The organism is Cellulomonas sp. plas2 (genome assembly GCF_057221735.1).
Genome location: NZ_CM170155.1, coordinates 3,234,841 through 3,252,731, shown reverse-complemented (window position 1 = coordinate 3,252,731; position 17,891 = coordinate 3,234,841). Strand labels below are relative to the sequence as shown.

The following is a 17,891-nucleotide window of genomic DNA, read 5'->3' as shown; positions in this document are numbered from 1 at the left end:
GGTGGGTGACGATGATCCGCGCGGTCGTCTTCGACATGGACGGCGTCCTCATCGACGCCAAGGAGTGGCACTACGAGGCGCTGAACCTCGCGCTCGCCGGGTTCGGCCTGAGCATCGGCCGCGAGGAGCACCTCGCGCACTACGACGGCCTGCCCACACGGACGAAGCTCGAGCGGCTCACGCGGTGCGCCGGGCTCCCGCGCTCCGCGCACGACGAGGTCGCCCGCCTCAAGCAGCTCCACACGGTCGAGCTGGTCCGCGCCCGCTGCGCGCCGCACGCCGACCACCTGGCCCTCGTCACCGGCCTCGCGGCGCTCGGCTACCCGACGGCCGTGGCGTCCAACTCCGTCCGCGAGTCGGTCGACCTCATGCTCGGCCTGGCGGGGCTGGTGCCGCACCTCGCGTTCACCCTGTCGAGCTCCGACGTGGTCGCGCCCAAGCCCCACCCCGCCGTCTACCTCGAGGCCGTCCGCCGCCTCGCCCTGCGGCCCCAGGAGGTCCTGGTGGTGGAGGACAACGAGAACGGCATCGCCGCGGCCCGGGCCGCCGGCACCCACGTCCTCGTCGTCCGCACGGTCGACGACGTGAACCTGCCCGCGGTGCTCGGCCGGATCGCGCTGCTCGACGGCAGCGGCAGGTCCTCCAGGGCGCTGCCGGCGCTGCCGACCCAGCGCCCGCACGGCACCGCCCGCACCAGCCCGTCCGTCCCCGGGCCGGCCGTCGCGGCCGCCCTCCCCTCCGAGAGGACCCCCGTCCGTGCCTGAGACCCCCCGCACCGTCACCACGGCGGCCACCGCCGGTCGGCGCACCGTGCTCGACATCGGCGCCAACGTCGGCGACTTCGGCATCGAGCTCGCCCGCCGCAACCCCGACCACCTCGTCCTGTGCGTCGAGCCCGTGCCGGCGCTGGCGCGGCGCATCGTCGCGCGCGCCGCGCAGGAGGGGCTGACGAACGTCGTCGTCGAGCAGGTCGCGCTCGCCTCCGCACCGGGCGACGACGTGGTCCTGCACGTGGCCGAGCAGGGCGACTGGGGCATCTCGAGCCTCCTCGAGCTCGACGCCGACCGGATCGCCGCGGACGAGTACTGGGCCGGCCGGCCCGACCTGCGGTACACCTCCGAGGTCCGCGTGCGCGTCGAGCGGCTCGAGACGGTCCTGGAGCGGCACGGCGTAGGCGTCGTGGACTTCGTCAAGATCGACGTGCAGGGCCTGGACCTGGACGTGCTGGCCTCGGCCGGGGCGCGCGTGGCCGACCTGCGCGCCGGCATGCTCGAGGTGCCGACCGTGCCGGACCGCGGCGTGTACGCCGGCGAGGCGCAGGACCTGGGCCGGGCGCACCGGGTGCTCGACGAGCTCGGCCTGCGCGTGGCCTCCGTCAAGGCCAACGACGAGGCGATGAACGAGGTCAACGTCTACTTCACCGCCCCGGACGTCGACCTGGCCGACGTGGAGCGCATCCTGGGGCTGCGCGGCGTGCACATGTACGACGGCAAGCACTTCTGGGCGGTCCCGTGCGCCACCGCCGAGGAGGCGCGGTCCGCGCAGCACCTCCTCGCCACCGCGGCGCGCCTCGGGGAGCAGGTGCAGGGCGTGGTCGCCGAGCGTGACCGGCTCCGGGAGGGCCGCGCCGTCCTGCTCGACGAGATGCGGACCGTCGTCGCGGCGCTGCGCCGCGAGCTGGAGACCGCGCTTCGCACGGCCCGTGCCGAGCGCGCGCGGGCCGACGCCGCCGAGTCCGACCACGCGCTCCTCGTCGAGCAGCAGGTCTCGCTGCAGCGGCAGCGCCTGGACGTCGACCGGGGGCGCGAGGAGGCACTGGCGGCGTACGGCCGGCTCGAGCAGCAGGCCGAGGAGATGCTCGCCCTCGCGCAGCGGATGCGCACCGAGCGGGACACGGCGGTCGCGGAGCGTGACAGGGCGGTCGCGGAGCGTGACGCGGCCGTGGCGGAGCGGGACGCGGCGGTCGCCGTGCGGGACGCGGCGGTCGTCGAGCCGGTCCCGGCTGCCACTGCCGTCCCGGCTCCTCGCCGCCGGGCGACCACGCGCAGCGCGGGGACGGTGCCGGCATGACCGCGCTCGTGGGGGACCTCGTCGCCGACCTGCCCGACCTGCCCGGCATCCCGGACCTGCCCGGCGTCCCGGACCTGCCCGGCGTCCCGGACCTGCCCGCCCTGCCCGGCGGCGTGCCGGGCCACGTGCTCGCGGCCGCCCTGGCCGCGTGCCCGGCGGCGGAGCGGGTGCTGTGGGTCGGGCACGTGGCCCCCGGCGGCCTCGACGCCGACGCGGGCCCGCTGGACCCCGCCCGCGACCGCCGGCTCGACCCCGCCCGCCACCGGGGCTACGACGTCGCCGTGCTGCTCGAGGAGGACCTGGCGGCCGCGGGCTCGTGCTGGCCCCTCGTCGTCGACGAGCTGCTGCGCGCGCTGCGGCCGGACGGTGCGCTCGTGCTGCGGCTCTCGCGGGGACTCGTCGTGCACCGGCACGAGCTGGCGGGGATGCTGCACGCCCGCACGGGCGGACGCGTCCGCAGCCTCCTGCGCCAGCCGGTCCCCGGCCTCGGGGCCGAGGTGGACGTCCTGTCCGTCCCGCAGACGCCGGTCGAGGTGCCGCCCCTGGCCGTGAGCTTCGCGGTCATCACCGACGGGCGGCAGCCCGAGCGGGTCCGGGCGTTCGTCGAGAGCGTGCGCGCCGCGGAGGGCATGAGCACCGTCCCGTACGAGGTCCTCGTGTGCGGCCCGGCGGGCTGCGTCGACCACGTCACCAGCGAGGTGCTGGGCGACGTGCGCCTCGTCGAGCAGCCCGCGGAGCACACGGACCGCGGCTGGATCACCCGCAAGAAGAACCTCCTCGTGCAGGTCGCGCAGCACCCCCTCGTGCTCGTCGCCCACGACCGCTACACCGTCGCGCCGACGTTCCTGGCCGGCCTGGCCGCGTACGGCACGGACCTCGACCTCGTCGTGCCGCGGCAGACGACGACGGACGGCACGCGGTACCCCGACTGGACGGCCATCGGCTCGGACACGACGCTCTTCCCGAACGTCGAGATGCCGTACGACGGCTACTCCGCGCAGGTGTACGCCAACGGCGGGGTCGTGCTGGGCCGGACGGACGCGCTGCGCGCGACGCCGTGGAACGAGGCGCTGTTCTGGGACGAGGCGGAGGACGTCGAGCTCACGCGGCGGTTCCAGGCCCGGGGCCTCGTGCCGCGGCTGGCCCGCGCGGTGCAGGCGACGACCGTGGTGACGCGGCCGGCGCAGGTGGCCGCCTTCGAGCGGCGGCCGACGGGGACCGAGGTCGACCTGCGTCCCGCGCCGCGCGCGCCGCTGGGGGAGGCCGTGCCCGTCCGGGCCGACGGCTCGGGGCTGCTCGTCGCACCCCCGGCCGTCCGCGGCCGGACCCGCGGGGGCGCGGTCGCGCTGGCGCAGCTCCTCACGGAGGTCAGCCTCACCCTGCCGGGCGAGGTGGCCGGGCTGCCGGGCCTGGAGCTGCTGCTGCGCCTGGGACCGGCGGCGGGCGCGGACTGCGTGGTCGCGGTCACCGTCAACACGGTCGACGTCCCCGTCCGCGACCTGTTCGTCTGGGACGACGTGCTGACCGTGCGGCTCACGCTGGGGCCGGACCTCGCGCAGGCGCACCACACCCTGCGCGTACGGATCCGCTCGACGGAGCCCCTCGTCGCCGACGAGCTCGAGGTCGTGCTGCTGCCCGGGGGCTGATCGCACGGGCAGTCGGGCGGCGGGCCCGGCGCGCGTCACGGTCGACCTGGCCGTGACGGGCGCCGGGCCCGCGCCGTTGCCGGGCCCGCGCCGTCCCCGGGCCCGCGCCGTCCCCGCGGCTGCGCCAGGTGCGTCCCCGGCGCCCGGTCGTGCGCCGGTCCGCGCTGGGCCGGACGGGTGGTGCGGGGCCCGCCGAGGACAGGTCCCCCGAATGCCTAACCCTCCCGGGTGCGCGCGCCGATAGGGCACGTGAGCGAAGGATCGCTCGCAGCAGCACAGGCCATGGACCGGCCGAGATCCACCGCACCGACCCGTCGATGAGGGGTACTCCCGGCCATGGGCTTGTTCGACTCCGTCAGCTCCGTCGCGCTCGACAGCGCGCTGGACGGCCTGGCGCTCCGCCAGCGCGTCATCGCGGACAACATCGCGAACGTGCAGACCCCGGGCTACCACGCCCGCCGGGTGGCGTTCGAGGCCAGCCTCCGCACCGCCGTTGCCCACGGCTCGGGTGCCGTCACCGCCTCGGTGGCGCGCTCCCTGGAGCCCACGCGCGAGGACGGCAACAACGTCAACCTCGACACCGAGACGGTGTCGAACATCGACACGCAGCTGCGCTACCAGCTCGCGACCCAGGCCGCCGGCGGGCAGTTCAACGCCATCCGCGCCGCCATGCGGACCTCCTGATGGGCATCTTCGCGGCGATCGGCGTCGCCGGCACCGGCCTCACGGTGCACCGCAAGTGGCTCGACGCCGTGTCGGACAACATCGCCAACATCAACACCGTCACGGCGACGTCCGAGGAGGCGTTCCGCGCCCGCTACGTCGTGGCGCAGGAGATCACCTCCGGCGACGGCGGCGTGCAGGTGGCCGGCGCGCGCTTCGGCGACCCGGAGGGCCGGCTCGTGTACGAGCCCGACAACCCCCTCGCCGACGAGGGCGGGTACGTCCGCTACCCCGACATCGACCTCTCCAGCCAGATGACCCAGCTCATCATGGCCCAGCGCGGCTACCAGGCCAGCGCCGCCGTGATCGACCGGGCCAAGGAGCAGTACCAGGCAGCCCTGCAGATCGGACGCAGCTGATGAGCACGCCCCTGTCCGCGATCGGCGCCATCGGGGCCGTCGCCCCGGTCGCCCCCACCGGCTACCTCGACGGCCCGGACGTGACCGGCGCCGCCGGCGCGGCCGGCGTCCCCTCGACGAGCGGGGCCGGCTTCGCCTCCGTGCTCGGCTCGGTGGAGAGCCTGCAGGGCCTGCAGGCGACGTCGAACGACCTCGCCGTCAAGGCCGTCACCGGTGACCTCTCCGACGTGCACGACTACACGATCGCCTCGGCCCGTGCGGCCACCGCTCTCGAGCTCACCGCGGCCGTGCGCAACAAGGCCGTCGAGGCGTTCACCGAGATCCTGCGGATGCAGGCCTGATGGCCGCCGTGAAGTCCGTCCTCGGCCGCATGGGCGGGGCGGTGTCCCAGTTCTCGCTGGCCCAGCGCACGCTGGCGATCATCGGCGTCGCCGTGCTCGCGCTCGGCGGGTTCGCCGTCTACGGCTGGCTGTCAACGCCGACGATGGGGCCGCTGTTCAGCGGCGTCACGCCCGCGGACGCCAGCGCGATCACCGACCAGCTCACCGCCGACGGCGTGACCTACGAGCTGGCCGACGGCGGCACGACGATCCTCGTCCCCACCGACAAGATCTACGCGGAGCGCATCAAGGTCGCCGCGGCGGGCCTGCCCGCGGAGAGCGGCGGCGACGGGTACTCGCTCCTCGAGAGCATGCCCATGACGTCCTCGGACTTCCAGCAGAAGACGACGTACCAGCGCGCGCTGCAGGGCGAGCTCGCCAAGACGATCGAGGCCATGTCCGGCGTGGAGACGGCGTCCGTGAAGCTCGCCATCCCCGAGGAGACGGTGTTCGCCTCGACGAAGGCCGACCCGACGGCGTCCGTCTTCGTCCGCACCCGCGCCGGCGCGGAGCTGACCGACGACCAGGTGCAGGCGATCGTCCACCTCGTCTCCGCCGGCATCGAGGGCATGGAGCCGACGGACGTCGCGGTCGTCGACGCGGGCGGCAAGGTGCTCTCGGCGATCGGCACGGGCGTGACGGGCTCGTCGTCGGACCAGGCGTCGGACTACGAGACGAAGGTCGCCGCGAACCTGCAGTCCCTGCTCGACCAGGTGCTCGGCGCCGGCAAGTCGGCGGTGACCGTCACGGCCGAGGTCGACTCCTCGAACTCGGAGACCACGACGGAGACCTTCACCCAGACGCCGGACGTGGGGCCGCTGGCCTCGTCGACGACGAACGAGACCTACACGGGCACGGGCGGCGCCGGCGCCACGGGCGTCCTGGGGCCGGACAACATCGCGGTCCCGGGCGGCGACGGCACGACCGGCACCGGCGACTACTCCAACGTCACGGAGGACGTCCAGAACGCCATCAACAAGACGACGGAGACCACCTCGACGCCCGCCGGCGCGGTGGCGCGGCAGTCCGTCGCGGTGGCGGTCGACTCCACGGTCGCGGCGGGGATCGACATGGCCCAGCTCCAGACGACGCTGGCCGCCGCGGCGGGCGTCGACGCGGCCCGCGGGGACACCCTCGCGGTGCAGCAGCTGCCCTTCGACACCACGGCCGCTGCCGCCGCGCAGGAGGCGCTGGCCGCCGCCGACGAGGCCGCCGCCGCGGAGGCGCAGAAGACCCTCATCACGCAGGCCGCCGCCGGCGGGCTCGTGCTCCTGCTCGTCATCGGCTTCGTCATCGCCGGCGCGCGCCGCTCGAAGAAGGCCCGCCGCGAGGCGCTGGACCTCGGCGAGCTCGCCGCCCGCCAGGACGCCGAGCGCGCCGCGCTCGAGGCCCTGGACGCCAGCGAGGTCCGCGCCATCGGCAGCGGCGCGGACGACGAGGACGACCCCGCGCGCCGCCGCCGCGAGGAGATCAGCGCCATGGCCGACGAGAACCCGGCCGAGATGGCCGAGCTCCTCCGCGGCTGGCTGTCCGAGCCGGGGGCCCGGCGATGAGCGCGGTGGCGACCCTGACCGGTCCGCAGAAGGCCGCGATGCTCCTGCTGCAGCTCGGCAAGGAGCGCGCCGGCAAGGTCATGGCGCGGATGGAGCTCGCGGAGATCGAGGAGCTGACGGCGGAGATCCTGCGCCTGCAGCACGTCGACCAGGCGCTCGCGGACCAGGTGCTCGAGGAGTTCTACGACGTCACGGCCGCCGGCCCGGGCATCGGCGGCGGCGTGGGCCTCGCGCAGCACCTGCTCGAGGCGTCCCTCGGCCGGGACCAGGCCGCGGACGTGCTCCAGCGCCTGCAGGCCACGCTCGCGCCGCAGCCGTTCGAGTTCCTCCAGCAGGCCGACGCCCGTCAGGTGCTGTCCCTGCTCGACGGGGAGCACCCGCAGACGGTCGCGCTCGTGCTCGCGCACCTGCGCCCGGAGATGGCCTCGGGCGTGCTGGGCGCGCTCGACGCCGACATGCAGGCGGAGGTGGCGCACCGCATCGCGCTCATGGAACGGGCGATGCCGGACGTCGTCGCGACGATCGCCGAGGTGCTGCAGCGCAAGGCCTCGGCCGTGCTCACGCCCAAGGAGATGGCGGCGGTCGGCGGCGTGCAGCCCCTCGTCGAGATCATCAACCGGGCCGGGCCCAGCGCCGAGAAGATCATCCTCGAGGGCCTGCGCAACCGCGACGAGGGCCTGGCCGAGCAGGTGCGCAGCCTCATGTTCGTCTTCGCGGACATCACGCTGCTCGACGACCGCGCCATGCAGCTCGTGCTGCGGCAGGTCGAGACGTCCTCGCTGTCCGTCGCCCTCAAGGGCACGTCGGACGAGGTGCGGGACAAGGTCCTGCGCAACCTGTCCGAGCGGGCGCGCGAGAACCTGCTGGAGGAGATCGAGCTGCTCGGCCCGACGCGCCTGTCGCAGGTCGAGGAGGCCCGGGCCGGCGTGGTCCAGGCCATCCGAGGCCTGGAGGAGAGCGGGCAGATCGTGATCAGCCGCGAGGGGGACGACGAGTATGTCTGACCGACCGTTCGTCGCGACGGTGCCGGTGCCGGTGCAGGTGCCGGTGCCCGCCGGGACCTCGACCGTCCCGCAGCAGGCCGGCGCACCCGGGCCGGAGCGGGCCGGGGGAGCGGCGGGGGCCTTCGGGACGCCCGTCGCCGAGGCGGCCGCCTTCGCCGCCGCGGCCGGCGCCCCCGGCGCCGCGCCGGCGAAGCCCTTCCGGCACGTGCCCGTCACCCCGGTCGTGCCCGTCGACGCCGGCTCCCGGGCCGAGGGCTTCGCGGCGGGGTACGCGGCCGGGGCCCGCGAGGCGGCGCGCGTCGCCGCGTCGGAGACCGAGCTGGCCCGTGCGCGGGCGGCGCAGCGCGAGGCGCTGCGCGACGAGGCCGTGCAGGCGGCGCTGGCCGTCCTGCACCGCGCCGCTGCTGCCGCGCAGGGGGCGGCCGCACCGGTGCTGGCGTCGGCGGAGGACGGGCTCCTCGGCGCCGCCGTCGAGCTCGCGCAGGCCGTGCTCGGCCGTGAGCTCGACGACGCGGAGCACTCCGCCCGGGCCGCGCTCGCGCGCGTGCTCGACCACCCGCAGCGGCCGGCCGAGGTGCTCGTGCGCCTGCACCCGCGGGACGTCGCGGCGCTGGAGGCCGTCGGGGCCGTGCCGGCGGACGCCGGGGTGACGGTCGTCGCGGACCCCTCGCTGCAGCCCGGCGACGCCGTCGGCCAGCACGCCGACGGGCTGCTGGACGCGCGCATCGAGCAGGGCCTCGCCCGGGCGCTGGCCGCGCTGCGCGGGGAGGACCTGTCGTGACCCCGGTCGTCCCGGGGCCGCTGGCCGAGCTCGTCGCCGCGGCGCAGGCGGCGGCCCCGGCCGTCCGCGTGCCCGCCGCGCCCGGCGTCCTGCCGACGCCGGCCGGCCCGCTCGCCGGCCTCGCCTCCGGACCGGCCGACGGGCAGCCCGCGGCCGGCGCGGCGCTGCCCGGGACGCAGCCCGGGACGCTGCCCGCCACCACGGTTCCCGCCGTCGCCCTGCGCCCGCTCCCGCTGCCCCCCGTCGCGACGCGCGCCCGCTGGGCGCGTGCCGTCACCGCCGCCGGCCCCGAGCTGACGGGCACCGTCCGCAGCGCGGTCGGGCTCGGCATCGAGGTGGCCGGGACGGGTGCGGCGGTGGGCGAGGTCGTCGTCGTGGGGGAGGGGACCGACGCCGTGCAGGCCGAGGTCGTCGCCACCACGGGGACCCTCGCGCGCTGCATGCCGCTCGGCACGGTGCACGGCCTGCGCGCCGGCACGCCCGCGCGGGCGACCGGCCGGTCGCTGCGGGCGCCCGTCGGCCCCGGGCTGCTGGGCCGCGTGCTCGACGGGCTCGGCCGGCCGATCGACGGCAAGGGCCCGCTGCGCGCGGAGGCCTGGCTACCCGTGGAGGGCGACGCGCCGCACCCGCTGGAGCGCGCGCGGGTCGACACGCCCCTCGAGCTCGGCGTGCGGGTGCTCGACACCCTCGTCACGGTCGGCCGCGGGCAGCGCCTCGGCCTGTTCGCCGGTTCGGGCGTCGGCAAGTCGTCGCTGCTGTCGATGATCGCGCGCGGCACCGACGCCGAGGTGTCGGTCATCGCCCTCGTCGGCGAGCGCGGGCGCGAGGTCCGCGAGTTCCTCGAGGACGACCTCGGCCCCGAGGGCCTGGCCCGATCGGTCGTCGTCGTCGCCACGTCCGACGAGCCGCCGCTGGTCCGCCTGCGGTCCGCGTTCGTCGCCACCCGCATCGCCGAGTCGCTGCGCGACCAGGGGCGCCACGCGGTGCTCATGATGGACTCGCTCACGCGCGTGGCCATGGCCCAGCGCGAGATCGGGCTGTCCGTCGGCGAGCCGCCGGCGACCCGCGGGTACCCGCCGAGCACGTTCGCCCTGCTGGCGCGGCTGCTCGAGCGCGCCGGCACGGGTGCCACGGGATCCGTCACCGGCCTCTACACGGTCCTCGTCGACGGCGACGACCACAACGAGCCCATCGCCGACGCCGCGCGGTCGATCCTCGACGGGCACGTCGTGCTCGACCGCCGCCTCGCGACCTCCGGGCACTTCCCGAGCGTCGACGCGCTGGGGTCGATCAGCCGCGTCGCGTCCCGCGTGACGACGCCGCAGCAGCGCGAGGTCGCCCGCCGGCTGCGCGCCGTCATGGCCGCCCGGCGCCAGGCGCAGGACCTGCTCGACGTGGGCGCGTACGCCGCGGGGTCGAACCCGCTCGTCGACGCGGCCGTGCAGCACGGCGCCGCGATCGACGCGTTCCTCCAGCAGCGGATGGACGAGCGCGCGCCCGCCGCCGACTCCTGGGGGCGCCTCGGCGCCCTCGCCGCCGCGCTCGGGGAGCTGTGATGGCCGCGCGCACGTTCTCCCTCGCCGGGCTGCTGCGGCTGCGCGGCATGGCCGAGGACCGGGCAGCGGGCCGGCTCGCGCAGACCCGCGCCGTGCGCGGGGCGGCGGCGACGCAGCTCGCGCGAGCCGAGTCCGACCTCGCCGCGTCCGGCATGCCCGACGGTGCCGACGTGCGGCTGTGGCAGGCGGGGGTCGCCGGGCGGGCCGCGCTGGGCGCGCTGCTCGGGGAGCGCCGGGTGCAGCTGGTCGCGGCCGACGACGAGGTCGCGGTCGCCCAGGAGGCATGGACGCTGGCACGCCGCGAGACGCGGGCCGTGGAGCGGCTGGCGGAGCGGCACGCGGAGCAGGTGCGCGCGGAGGACCTGCGCGCGGAGCAGCTCGTGCTCGACGAGATCGCCGGCCGGGCGCCGGCCGGTGGCGGGACCGACCGTGGTGACGACAGGAGGACACCGTGAGCAGCACGACCGTGCCCCTCGTGCGCGGCGGCGCACCCGCCGGCGCCGCCGCCGATCGCGGCCGTCCCGACGCGGCCGCGTCGGCGCGCGCCGACGTGTTCGCCGACCTGCTGGGCGCCGCTGCGGAGGACCGCGGCACGGTCCGGGGGACCGGTCGCGCCGGCACGGGTCGTCGACCGTCCCCGGTGGACCCGGCGGACGTCGGCGCCGGTCCGCGGCGCGCGTCGACCGCGCGGCTCGACGAGGGCCGCGCGCACCGCGGCCCTGCCGGGACGGACGGGCGCGGCGACGAGGTCCGCGGCCGGGCCGGGCGTCCCGCCGAGCGCTCTGCCGGTCGCAGCACGGACCGCACCACGGAGCGCACCACGCACCGCACCACGGACCGCACCTCCGACCGTGTCTCCGACAGCGCTCCCGACCGCGCTCCCGATCGCGCTCCCGATCGGGTCTCCGACCGGTGTGACCCGGCCGGGCCCGGCACCGGGCAGGACGTGACGACCGCCCCCACCCACCACCGCCCCGCCCACGACCGCCCTGCCCACGACCGCCCCAGCCCCGAGGACCGCCCCTCGGGTCCCGGCTCCGGCGGCTCGGCCGGCTCGCCCGGCGCGGGGACCGGTGCTGACGCCGGGGTCGCCGCCGACGGTGCCGCCGGTCGGGGCGGCACGGCGTCCGTCGACCACCCCGTCGACGGCACGGCTGCGGCCGGTGCGCTCGTCGCCGGTGCGGGCGACCCCGCCGGCGCGAGCACGGCCGCCCTCACGACGACCGGCGCGGCGGCCGTCGCCGCAGCGGCCGGTGGTGCCACGGGTGCGACCGGGACGACCGCGCCCGGCGCCGCCGCGTCGGCCACCACGGCGACCACCGCGTCGGCCGTCCTGCCGAGCCCCTCGACCACCGCCTCGACCGCCACCTCGACCACCGGTGCCGGTGCGGCTGCCACGGCGACCGCCGGGGCCTCGGCCGGCGGGGCCGCGGCGACCACGGCGGGCACGTCGCCTTCCGGCGTCGCTGCGACCGGCACCGCCGCGGAGGGCACCGCCGCGTCCGGCACCGCGTCCGGCACCGCGTCCGGCACAGCGTCCGGCACAGCGTCCGGTTCGAGCGCCGCCCCGGCCACGGCGGGCGGCGCGACCGCCGCCGGGACGGGGACCGGCACCGACCGTGACGACCCGGCCGGTCGCGGCGCCGAGGGCTCGGGCGCCGCAGGGCAGGGGAGCGCCGCCGGCGGTCCCGCCGCGGGCTCCCCGACCGCCACCCACGCCGCCCATGCCGCCGCCGCGACCGCCACGGGCGGACCGGGGACGGGCGTCGTGCCGGCCGGCACCGGCCTCGGCGGGCCCGCCCCCCTCGGCGGCGTGAGCACCGCGGGCGCGGGGGCGACGACCGGACCGGGCACCGGCACGGCCGGCGCGCAGGCAGGTGGCGTCGCCACGGACGCGGGACGTGCGGCCTTCGACCTCGTGGCGCAGGCCGTCGGCGCCGGGGCGGGCGCCCCGGGCACCTCGGGGGCGACCTCCGCCACCACTGCCGCGGCCGCTCCCGCGACCCCCGTGCCGGCCCACCCGGGCGCGGCGGGGACCGCCCTGCCCGTGGCCGAGCAGCTCGGCGCGCGGCTCGCGCACGTCGGCGGGCTGGGCAACGGCACGCACGTGCTGACCGTGCCGCTCGACCCGATCAGCCTCGGGGAGGCGCGCATCGTCGCCCACATCGGGCCCGAGGGGGTGCGGATCGAGCTCTTCGGGGCGTCGGACGCGACCCGCGACGCGTTGCGCCAGTCCTTGAACGACCTGCGTCGTGACCTCGGGCAGAGCGGTCTGCGTGCCGATGTGGACCTGGGTGCCGGCAGCGGCCGCACCGGGACCGAGGGCTCGAGCGGCCAGGGGACCGGTGCGGGCGACGGGCGCGGCGCCTCCGCGGGTGACCTCGCGGCCGCGCGTGCGGGTCGCGCCGGCCACGGGGACCGCGCGGTGGACGGCCCGGGCACCGCCGCGGGCCCGACGGTCCGCCGGTCCCTCGTCGGGCCCGGCGGCGGGCTGGAGGTGGACCTGTGAGCGCACGCGTCGCGGTCCGCGACCCCCGTGCCGTCCCGTCCCGCCCGTGCACCCGGCCCGCCGAGAACCCCCTCACCAGGAGGAGCGCATGACCACCGAGATCTCCGTCTCGTCGCTGACGGCCCCGCGCACGGCCGCGGCCGCCGGCACGACGGGCTCGTCGGGCACGAGCAGGGCCGACAACGGGACGCTGGACAAGCAGGCGTTCCTCGAGCTGCTCGTCGCACAGCTGAAGAACCAGGACCCGAGCAGCCCCATGGACTCCTCGAACCTCATGACCCAGACCACGCAGCTGTCGAGCATGGAGAGCCTCGAGGCCCTCCGGAAGACCAGCACCGAGCAGTACGCGCTGCAGATGCGCATGGCGGGCGCCTCGCTCGTCGGGCGCCAGGTGAGCTGGACCGCCGCGGACGGCACCACGACGAGCGGGCTGGTCTCCGCCGTCTCCTACAGCGCGGGCACGCCGAAGGTCACCGTCGGCACCGCCACCCTCGGCCTCGACGAGGTCACGACCGTCACCACCGCCACGACGGCCTGACCGCCGCCCGAGCCTGCACCGACCCGGCCGCCGACGCGCACGCCCCGCGCGGCACGGCGGCCACCACCCGAAGGGACCCACCCATGCTCCGCTCGCTCTTCTCCGGCATCTCCGGCCTGCGCGCCCACCAGACGATGCTCGACGTCACCGGCAACAACATCGCCAACGTCAACACGACGGGCTTCAAGTCCTCGCAGACGGCGTTCCAGGACACGCTCAGCCAGATGGTCAAGTCCGGGGCCGCGGCGCAGGACGGCATCGGCGGCTCCAACCCGGCGCAGGTCGGCCTCGGCGTGAAGCTGGCCGGCATCAGCACGAGCTTCACGCAGGGCTCGTCGCAGCTCACCGGCAAGAGCACCGACATGATGATCCAGGGCGACGGGTTCTTCGTCGTCAGCAAGGGCGGCACGGACTTCTTCACGCGCGCCGGCAACTTCGACTTCGACTCGACCGGGCAGATGGTCCTGCCGGGCGAGGGCGCGAAGGTCCAGGGCTGGATGGCCGTGAACGGGGTCGTCGACACCAACGCCCCGCTGTCGGACCTCAAGGTGCCGGTCGGCACGCTCATGCAGGCCAAGGCCACGCAGAACGCGGCGCTGGCCGGCAACCTGCCCGCCGACGCGACCGTGGGGACGCTCATCGAGCGCACCACGAAGGCCTACGACACCGAGGGCAACGAGCGCACGCTGACCCTCGGCTTCACGCGGACCGCGGCCGGCTGGGACCTCGTCGCCAGCGACGGCACCGCGACCTCCCCCACGACGAGCCTGGCGTTCACGGACGGCGAGCTGACGACGACCGCGCCGATCACGCTGGGCTCGACGACGCCCGTGACCGTCGCGGTCACCGGGCTGACGTCGTTCGCGGGTGTCACGTCGGTGGCCGTCGCGAGCCAGGACGGCTACGACGCGGGCGAGCTGCAGGCCTTCAGCCTCGGCGCCGACGGCACGATCACCGGCACCTTCAGCAACAGCCTCAAGCAGGTCATCGGCCGCATGGCGATGAGCAGCTTCACCAACCCGGGCGGCCTCGAGAAGGCCGGCGGCTCGCTGTTCGCCACGACCGCCAACTCCGGCGCCGCGCAGATCGGCACCGCCGGCACCGGCGGCCGCGGCACGCTCACGGGCGGCGCGCTCGAGATGTCCAACGTGGACCTGTCCAGCGAGTTCACCTCGCTCATCGTCGCCCAGCGCGGCTTCCAGGCGAACTCCCGCGTCATCACCACGTCCGACGACGTGCTGCAGGAGCTCATCAACCTCAAGCGGTGACGTCGCGCGCGCGGCCCGCCGCCCGGTGACCCCGGGGGCGGGCCGCGCGGCGTCGAGGGGGGGCGCCGTCGTCGGCCCGGGGGTCGACGACGGCGCCTCCGCACCCGCTCGTCCCGCCACGCGCACGACGGCCGGCGGGTGGTCGGGACAGGAGGTCGGCGGCGGACGGTCGGCACACGCGCGCGGGGCACCAGGCGGTCCGGACACGGCACGGCAGGGCACGGCAGGGCACGGCAGGGCACGGCAGAGCACGGCAGGGCACGGCAGGGCACGGGAGGACGGGGCGGCATGAGCGGCATCGAGGCGATCGCGGGGCGGCTGGCGGAGATCCGGTCGTTGATGGCCGCGCCCCCCGTGACGGTGCCGACGGCGGCGACGAGCGCCTCGTCGTGGGGCACCTCGGCAGGGTCCGCGGCGTTCGCCGGCGAGCTCGCCGCTGCGCTCGGCAGCACGACGAGTGCGTCGTCCGGCGGGTCGACGGGGTCGACGGCCTCCCTCGCGGGTCTCGCCGGGGTCGTGCCCGGCGGCGGCGCCACCACGACGGCCGGCGCGGGGCTGGGCGACATCGCCTGGTCCAGCTCCGTCACCCGCCTCGGGGGCGGCAAGGTGCCGGCGGCGCTGGCGGCGTACGGCAACGGCAAGATCCCGGAGTCGGCGCTGGCGGGCGTCGGCAGCACCGGGCACCGGCTCTGGGCGCCGGCGGCCCAGCGCCTCGAGCAGCTCCTCGCCGCCGCGAAGGCCGACGGCGTGGGCATCGGCATCACCGACTCCTACCGCTCCTACGCCGCGCAGGTCGACGTCGCGAACCGCAAGGGCCTGTACTCGCAGGGCGGCCTCGCCGCCGCGCCGGGCACGAGCGACCACGGGTGGGGCATGGCCGTCGACCTCGACCTGGACGCGAAGGCGCAGGCGTGGATGCAGCAGAACGCGGGCCGGTACGGCTTCGTCGCCGACACCCCGCGCGAGTCGTGGCACTGGTCCTTCCAGCCCTGACGGCGGTCTGCGGCACGGTGCCGGCAGGGTGGTAGCGCTCGCAGTCCTCCGCGTCGTGCTTCCCTCGCGCGTGGAGGCCCTCGCGCCCGTGCTCCCGTTCCTGCCGGTCTCGACGTGCCTGCGAGTCCGACGTCGTCGTCGGCCGTGCTCGCGGTCCTTCCCGTGGACTGCCCGCGAGCCGCGAGCCGCGAGCCGCGAGCCGCGAGCCGCGAGCCGCGAGCCGCGAGCCGCGAGCCGCGAGCCGCGAGCCCCGAGCCGCGCGTCGTCGTCCGGTCGCGCGTCGGTTCCCGCGGCGCTGCCGGGCGCACTCCCGAGCGCGCCGTCGCCCGTGGCGCCGGCGGTCCTTCGTGCTCGTCCGCGTCCGGGGCGGTGCCGATCGTCCGGTCGCTGCCCGCCGCACACCGACGGGCTGGGCGACGCCGCTGACGGCTGGTGCCCTGCTCGGCGTGAGCTCACGTCGACTCCTCCGCGGCCTCTGCGCTCGCGCCCGTCCCGGCCGCGCTGAGCCGGCTCGGCATGGGACAACCGCTCGAGCGACCTCCAGGGCGAGCCCCTGTCACTCGGCGTCGACGTCCAGGCGCGCCTCTTCTGTGGATGAAGGCATGAGAATGAGGGCTGTGGACGGCTCGGCGCATTCTTCCCTCTTTCGGGCGAACTTTTCGACGCATGGCCGCGGGGGTGAGCTAGTGGGTCGTGCGATGTGGTGCCCGAGCGGCATCCCCACTGGTCAGAGACATGGTAGGCGCGCCTGTCCCTTGTTCGTCCCGGTCCTGAGCGTTGTTCCCGGCGCGGTGTCGTGTCGGTGGTGCCTGGCATTGTCGTCTTCGTCGTCGAGGGCGGTGGAAATTGTCGGGACGGGGGTGAGCAGGATTGAGCAGGGTGGTGGGGGTGGGGTCGGCGTTGGCGGCTGTGCAGGTGGCGGTCGATGCGGTGGCGGCGGTGTTGGCGGCGGCGGGGCCGGGTGGTCGGGCGGTGGAGGGGCAGGGCGCGGTGGAGGCGGTGGCTGCGGCGTTGCGGTTGGCGGGGCGGTTGGAGGCGGTGGCGGCGGCGTTGTTGCCGGTGGTGGAGGCTGACGGGTTGTGGGCGGTGGCCGGTGCCCGGTCGTTGGCGGGGTGGGTCGGTGAGGTGGGGCGGGTGCCGCATGCGCGGGCGGCGGCGTTGGTGCGTACCGGGCGGGTCTGGCAGGAGGTGGTGCCGGCCACGGGGCGTGCGGCCGTGGCCGGGGACATCGGCGTGGAGGCGGCGCGGGTGATCGCCTCGGCGGCCACGACACCGGCGCGGGTGGCCGCGTTGCAGGAGGCGGGGTCGGTGGCGGGGGAGGGGTTCTTGCTGGCGCAGGCGCGGGTGCAGCCGGTGGGGTCGTTCCGTCGGTTGGTCTCGCGGTGGTCGGCGGCGGCGGACCCGGAGGCCGATGAGCGGGGGTTCCGGGAGGCGCAGGAGCGTCAGTTCGTGGATCTGGCGGCTACGACGGGTGGGTATCACCTGTCGGGGTTCTTGACCGAGGAGTCGGGCGCGACGGTGCGTGCGGCGTTGGAGATGGTGGTGGGGGTGCCGGTCGCGGAGGACGGTCGGACGACTTCGCAGCGGCGGGCGCAGGGGCTGGTGGATCTGGCGCGGTTGACGTTGGATCACGGGTTGGCCGGGTCGGTCGGTGAGCAGCGCCCGCACCTGTCGGTGGTCGTGGACTTCGACACCTTGCGCCGCGCCGTGTCCGCGACGGGCCCGCTGGACGAGCACGCGCCGGCGGCACGGGCTGAGCTGGCCTCGACGCGGTGCACGGCGGCACACGAGCACGTGGATGGGCCGCGCGACTCACCGACGGCCGCCCCTGCAGGCTGCGCCGGCGTGCACGCTCTCGCGCCCCCAGGTGGGCCGGACGTCGACCACGGCTCCGGCGGTGACATGGCCCCGGATCTCGGGCCGGGCGACGGGCCCGGCGTCGGGCTGGGTAGCGGTCCGGGTGGCGGTCCGCGTGACGGTGAGGACGACGGGCTACCGGACGTCGAGCGGTTCGGGGTGGCCGAGCTGGTCGGGGGTGGGGCCGTGCCGGCCTCGGTGCTGGCGCGCCTGGCGTGCGACAGCGTGGTCTCGCGCATCGTGTTCGGGCCGCGCTCGGAGGTCGTGGACGTGGGTCGCTCGCAGCGCACGTTCACCGGGCCGCGTCGCCGGGCGGTCGTGGCTCGTGACGGGCGGTGCCGGTTCCCGGTGTGCGACGCCCCACCCGCGCTGTGCGAGGTGCACCACGTGCGGCACTGGGCCCGCGACGGCGGCGACACCGACGCCGGCGAGGGGGTCCTGCTGTGCTGGCACCACCACGCCCGCGTACACGCCCTCGGGATCGAGATCACCCGCCGCGGCAGCCGGTGGCACTTCACCGACCGCCACGGCCGACCCCTGCCCGGCGCGGACGTCGGTGGCGTGCAGGACGTGATGGACGACGACGGCGACGACCTGAGCCCGACCGGGACGGACGGCCCCTCATGAGGCGCACGTGGTCGGCTTCGCGGGCTG

General features: G+C 76.5%; 16 protein-coding genes. All 16 read left to right on the top strand.

The window, feature by feature from the left end:
• Positions 1-11: 11 nt before the first annotated feature.
• The 16 genes from AC2TDM_RS14505 (at position 12) to AC2TDM_RS14430 (ending at position 17,864) form a co-directional block, all read left to right on the top strand.
• Positions 12-764, top strand: a complete 753-nt coding sequence (locus tag AC2TDM_RS14505) for an HAD family hydrolase (RefSeq protein WP_484635109.1) — start codon at positions 12-14, stop codon at positions 762-764.
• Positions 757-2,070: an FkbM family methyltransferase gene (locus AC2TDM_RS14500; RefSeq protein WP_484635108.1), complete on the top strand. Its 1,314-nt coding sequence runs from the start codon at positions 757-759 to the stop codon at positions 2,068-2,070. The genes AC2TDM_RS14505 and AC2TDM_RS14500 overlap by 8 nt, the downstream gene beginning before the upstream one ends.
• Complete coding sequence (locus tag AC2TDM_RS14495; protein WP_484635107.1) at positions 2,067-3,716, top strand: glycosyltransferase family protein; 1,650 nt, start codon at positions 2,067-2,069, stop codon at positions 3,714-3,716. Before AC2TDM_RS14500 ends, AC2TDM_RS14495 begins: the two co-directional genes overlap by 4 nt.
• A gap of 342 nt (positions 3,717-4,058) precedes the next feature.
• Entirely contained in the window at positions 4,059-4,400 is a 342-nt protein-coding gene (locus AC2TDM_RS14490) for a flagellar basal body rod protein FlgB (protein WP_484636470.1), read from the top strand.
• Positions 4,400-4,798 (top strand): flagellar basal body rod protein FlgC, encoded by a 399-nt coding sequence (locus AC2TDM_RS14485; protein WP_090031018.1) that lies wholly within the window; start codon positions 4,400-4,402, stop codon positions 4,796-4,798. The genes AC2TDM_RS14490 and AC2TDM_RS14485 overlap by 1 nt, the downstream gene beginning before the upstream one ends.
• Positions 4,798-5,139, top strand: coding sequence for a flagellar hook-basal body complex protein FliE (gene fliE, locus AC2TDM_RS14480; protein WP_090031017.1), 342 nt, complete (start codon positions 4,798-4,800; stop codon positions 5,137-5,139). The genes AC2TDM_RS14485 and fliE overlap by 1 nt, the downstream gene beginning before the upstream one ends.
• On the top strand, positions 5,139-6,731 hold the full coding sequence (gene fliF / locus AC2TDM_RS14475) for a flagellar basal-body MS-ring/collar protein FliF (protein ID WP_484635106.1): 1,593 nt from the start codon (positions 5,139-5,141) through the stop codon (positions 6,729-6,731). Before fliE ends, fliF begins: the two co-directional genes overlap by 1 nt.
• Positions 6,728-7,735, top strand: a complete 1,008-nt coding sequence (gene fliG, locus AC2TDM_RS14470; protein ID WP_090031015.1) for a flagellar motor switch protein FliG — start codon at positions 6,728-6,730, stop codon at positions 7,733-7,735. The genes fliF and fliG overlap by 4 nt, the downstream gene beginning before the upstream one ends.
• Positions 7,728-8,516, top strand: coding sequence for a FliH/SctL family protein (locus AC2TDM_RS14465; RefSeq protein ID WP_484635105.1), 789 nt, complete (start codon positions 7,728-7,730; stop codon positions 8,514-8,516). Before fliG ends, AC2TDM_RS14465 begins: the two co-directional genes overlap by 8 nt.
• Before the next feature lie 233 nt (positions 8,517-8,749).
• Positions 8,750-10,072: a FliI/YscN family ATPase gene (locus AC2TDM_RS14460; RefSeq protein ID WP_090031266.1), complete on the top strand. Its 1,323-nt coding sequence runs from the start codon at positions 8,750-8,752 to the stop codon at positions 10,070-10,072.
• Positions 10,072-10,527: a flagellar export protein FliJ gene (locus AC2TDM_RS14455; protein WP_484635104.1), complete on the top strand. Its 456-nt coding sequence runs from the start codon at positions 10,072-10,074 to the stop codon at positions 10,525-10,527. The genes AC2TDM_RS14460 and AC2TDM_RS14455 overlap by 1 nt, the downstream gene beginning before the upstream one ends.
• Positions 10,524-12,581 (top strand): flagellar hook-length control protein FliK, encoded by a 2,058-nt coding sequence (locus tag AC2TDM_RS14450; RefSeq protein WP_484635103.1) that lies wholly within the window; start codon positions 10,524-10,526, stop codon positions 12,579-12,581. The genes AC2TDM_RS14455 and AC2TDM_RS14450 overlap by 4 nt, the downstream gene beginning before the upstream one ends.
• A gap of 88 nt (positions 12,582-12,669) precedes the next feature.
• Positions 12,670-13,119 (top strand): flagellar hook assembly protein FlgD, encoded by a 450-nt coding sequence (locus AC2TDM_RS14445; RefSeq protein WP_484635102.1) that lies wholly within the window; start codon positions 12,670-12,672, stop codon positions 13,117-13,119.
• Positions 13,120-13,202: 83 nt separating this feature from the next.
• Positions 13,203-14,387, top strand: coding sequence for a flagellar hook protein FlgE (locus AC2TDM_RS14440; protein WP_090031010.1), 1,185 nt, complete (start codon positions 13,203-13,205; stop codon positions 14,385-14,387).
• Between the two features lie 288 nt (positions 14,388-14,675).
• The gene (locus AC2TDM_RS14435; RefSeq protein WP_484635101.1) at positions 14,676-15,380 is read left to right on the top strand and encodes a M15 family metallopeptidase; all 705 of its coding nucleotides are present in this window, start codon (positions 14,676-14,678) and stop codon (positions 15,378-15,380) included.
• A gap of 915 nt (positions 15,381-16,295) precedes the next feature.
• Positions 16,296-17,864, top strand: coding sequence for an HNH endonuclease signature motif containing protein (locus AC2TDM_RS14430; protein WP_484635100.1), 1,569 nt, complete (start codon positions 16,296-16,298; stop codon positions 17,862-17,864).
• The last annotated feature ends 27 nt before the right edge of the window (positions 17,865-17,891 follow it).

What these genes read in the sequence shown, in the direction of transcription:
- AC2TDM_RS14505 (WP_484635109.1), top strand. Translation starts at nt 12, where the DNA reads ATGATCCGCGCGGTCGTCTTCGACATGGACGGCGTCCTCATCGACGCC.
- AC2TDM_RS14495 (WP_484635107.1), top strand. Translation starts at nt 2,067, where the DNA reads ATGACCGCGCTCGTGGGGGACCTCGTCGCCGACCTGCCCGACCTGCCC.
- AC2TDM_RS14485 (WP_090031018.1), top strand. Translation starts at nt 4,400, where the DNA reads ATGGGCATCTTCGCGGCGATCGGCGTCGCCGGCACCGGCCTCACGGTG.
- fliE (WP_090031017.1), top strand. Translation starts at nt 4,798, where the DNA reads ATGAGCACGCCCCTGTCCGCGATCGGCGCCATCGGGGCCGTCGCCCCG.
- fliF (WP_484635106.1), top strand. Translation starts at nt 5,139, where the DNA reads ATGGCCGCCGTGAAGTCCGTCCTCGGCCGCATGGGCGGGGCGGTGTCC.
- fliG (WP_090031015.1), top strand. Translation starts at nt 6,728, where the DNA reads ATGAGCGCGGTGGCGACCCTGACCGGTCCGCAGAAGGCCGCGATGCTC.
- AC2TDM_RS14465 (WP_484635105.1), top strand. Translation starts at nt 7,728, where the DNA reads ATGTCTGACCGACCGTTCGTCGCGACGGTGCCGGTGCCGGTGCAGGTG.
- AC2TDM_RS14455 (WP_484635104.1), top strand. Translation starts at nt 10,072, where the DNA reads ATGGCCGCGCGCACGTTCTCCCTCGCCGGGCTGCTGCGGCTGCGCGGC.
- AC2TDM_RS14445 (WP_484635102.1), top strand. Translation starts at nt 12,670, where the DNA reads ATGACCACCGAGATCTCCGTCTCGTCGCTGACGGCCCCGCGCACGGCC.
- AC2TDM_RS14440 (WP_090031010.1), top strand. Translation starts at nt 13,203, where the DNA reads ATGCTCCGCTCGCTCTTCTCCGGCATCTCCGGCCTGCGCGCCCACCAG.
- AC2TDM_RS14435 (WP_484635101.1), top strand. Translation starts at nt 14,676, where the DNA reads ATGAGCGGCATCGAGGCGATCGCGGGGCGGCTGGCGGAGATCCGGTCG.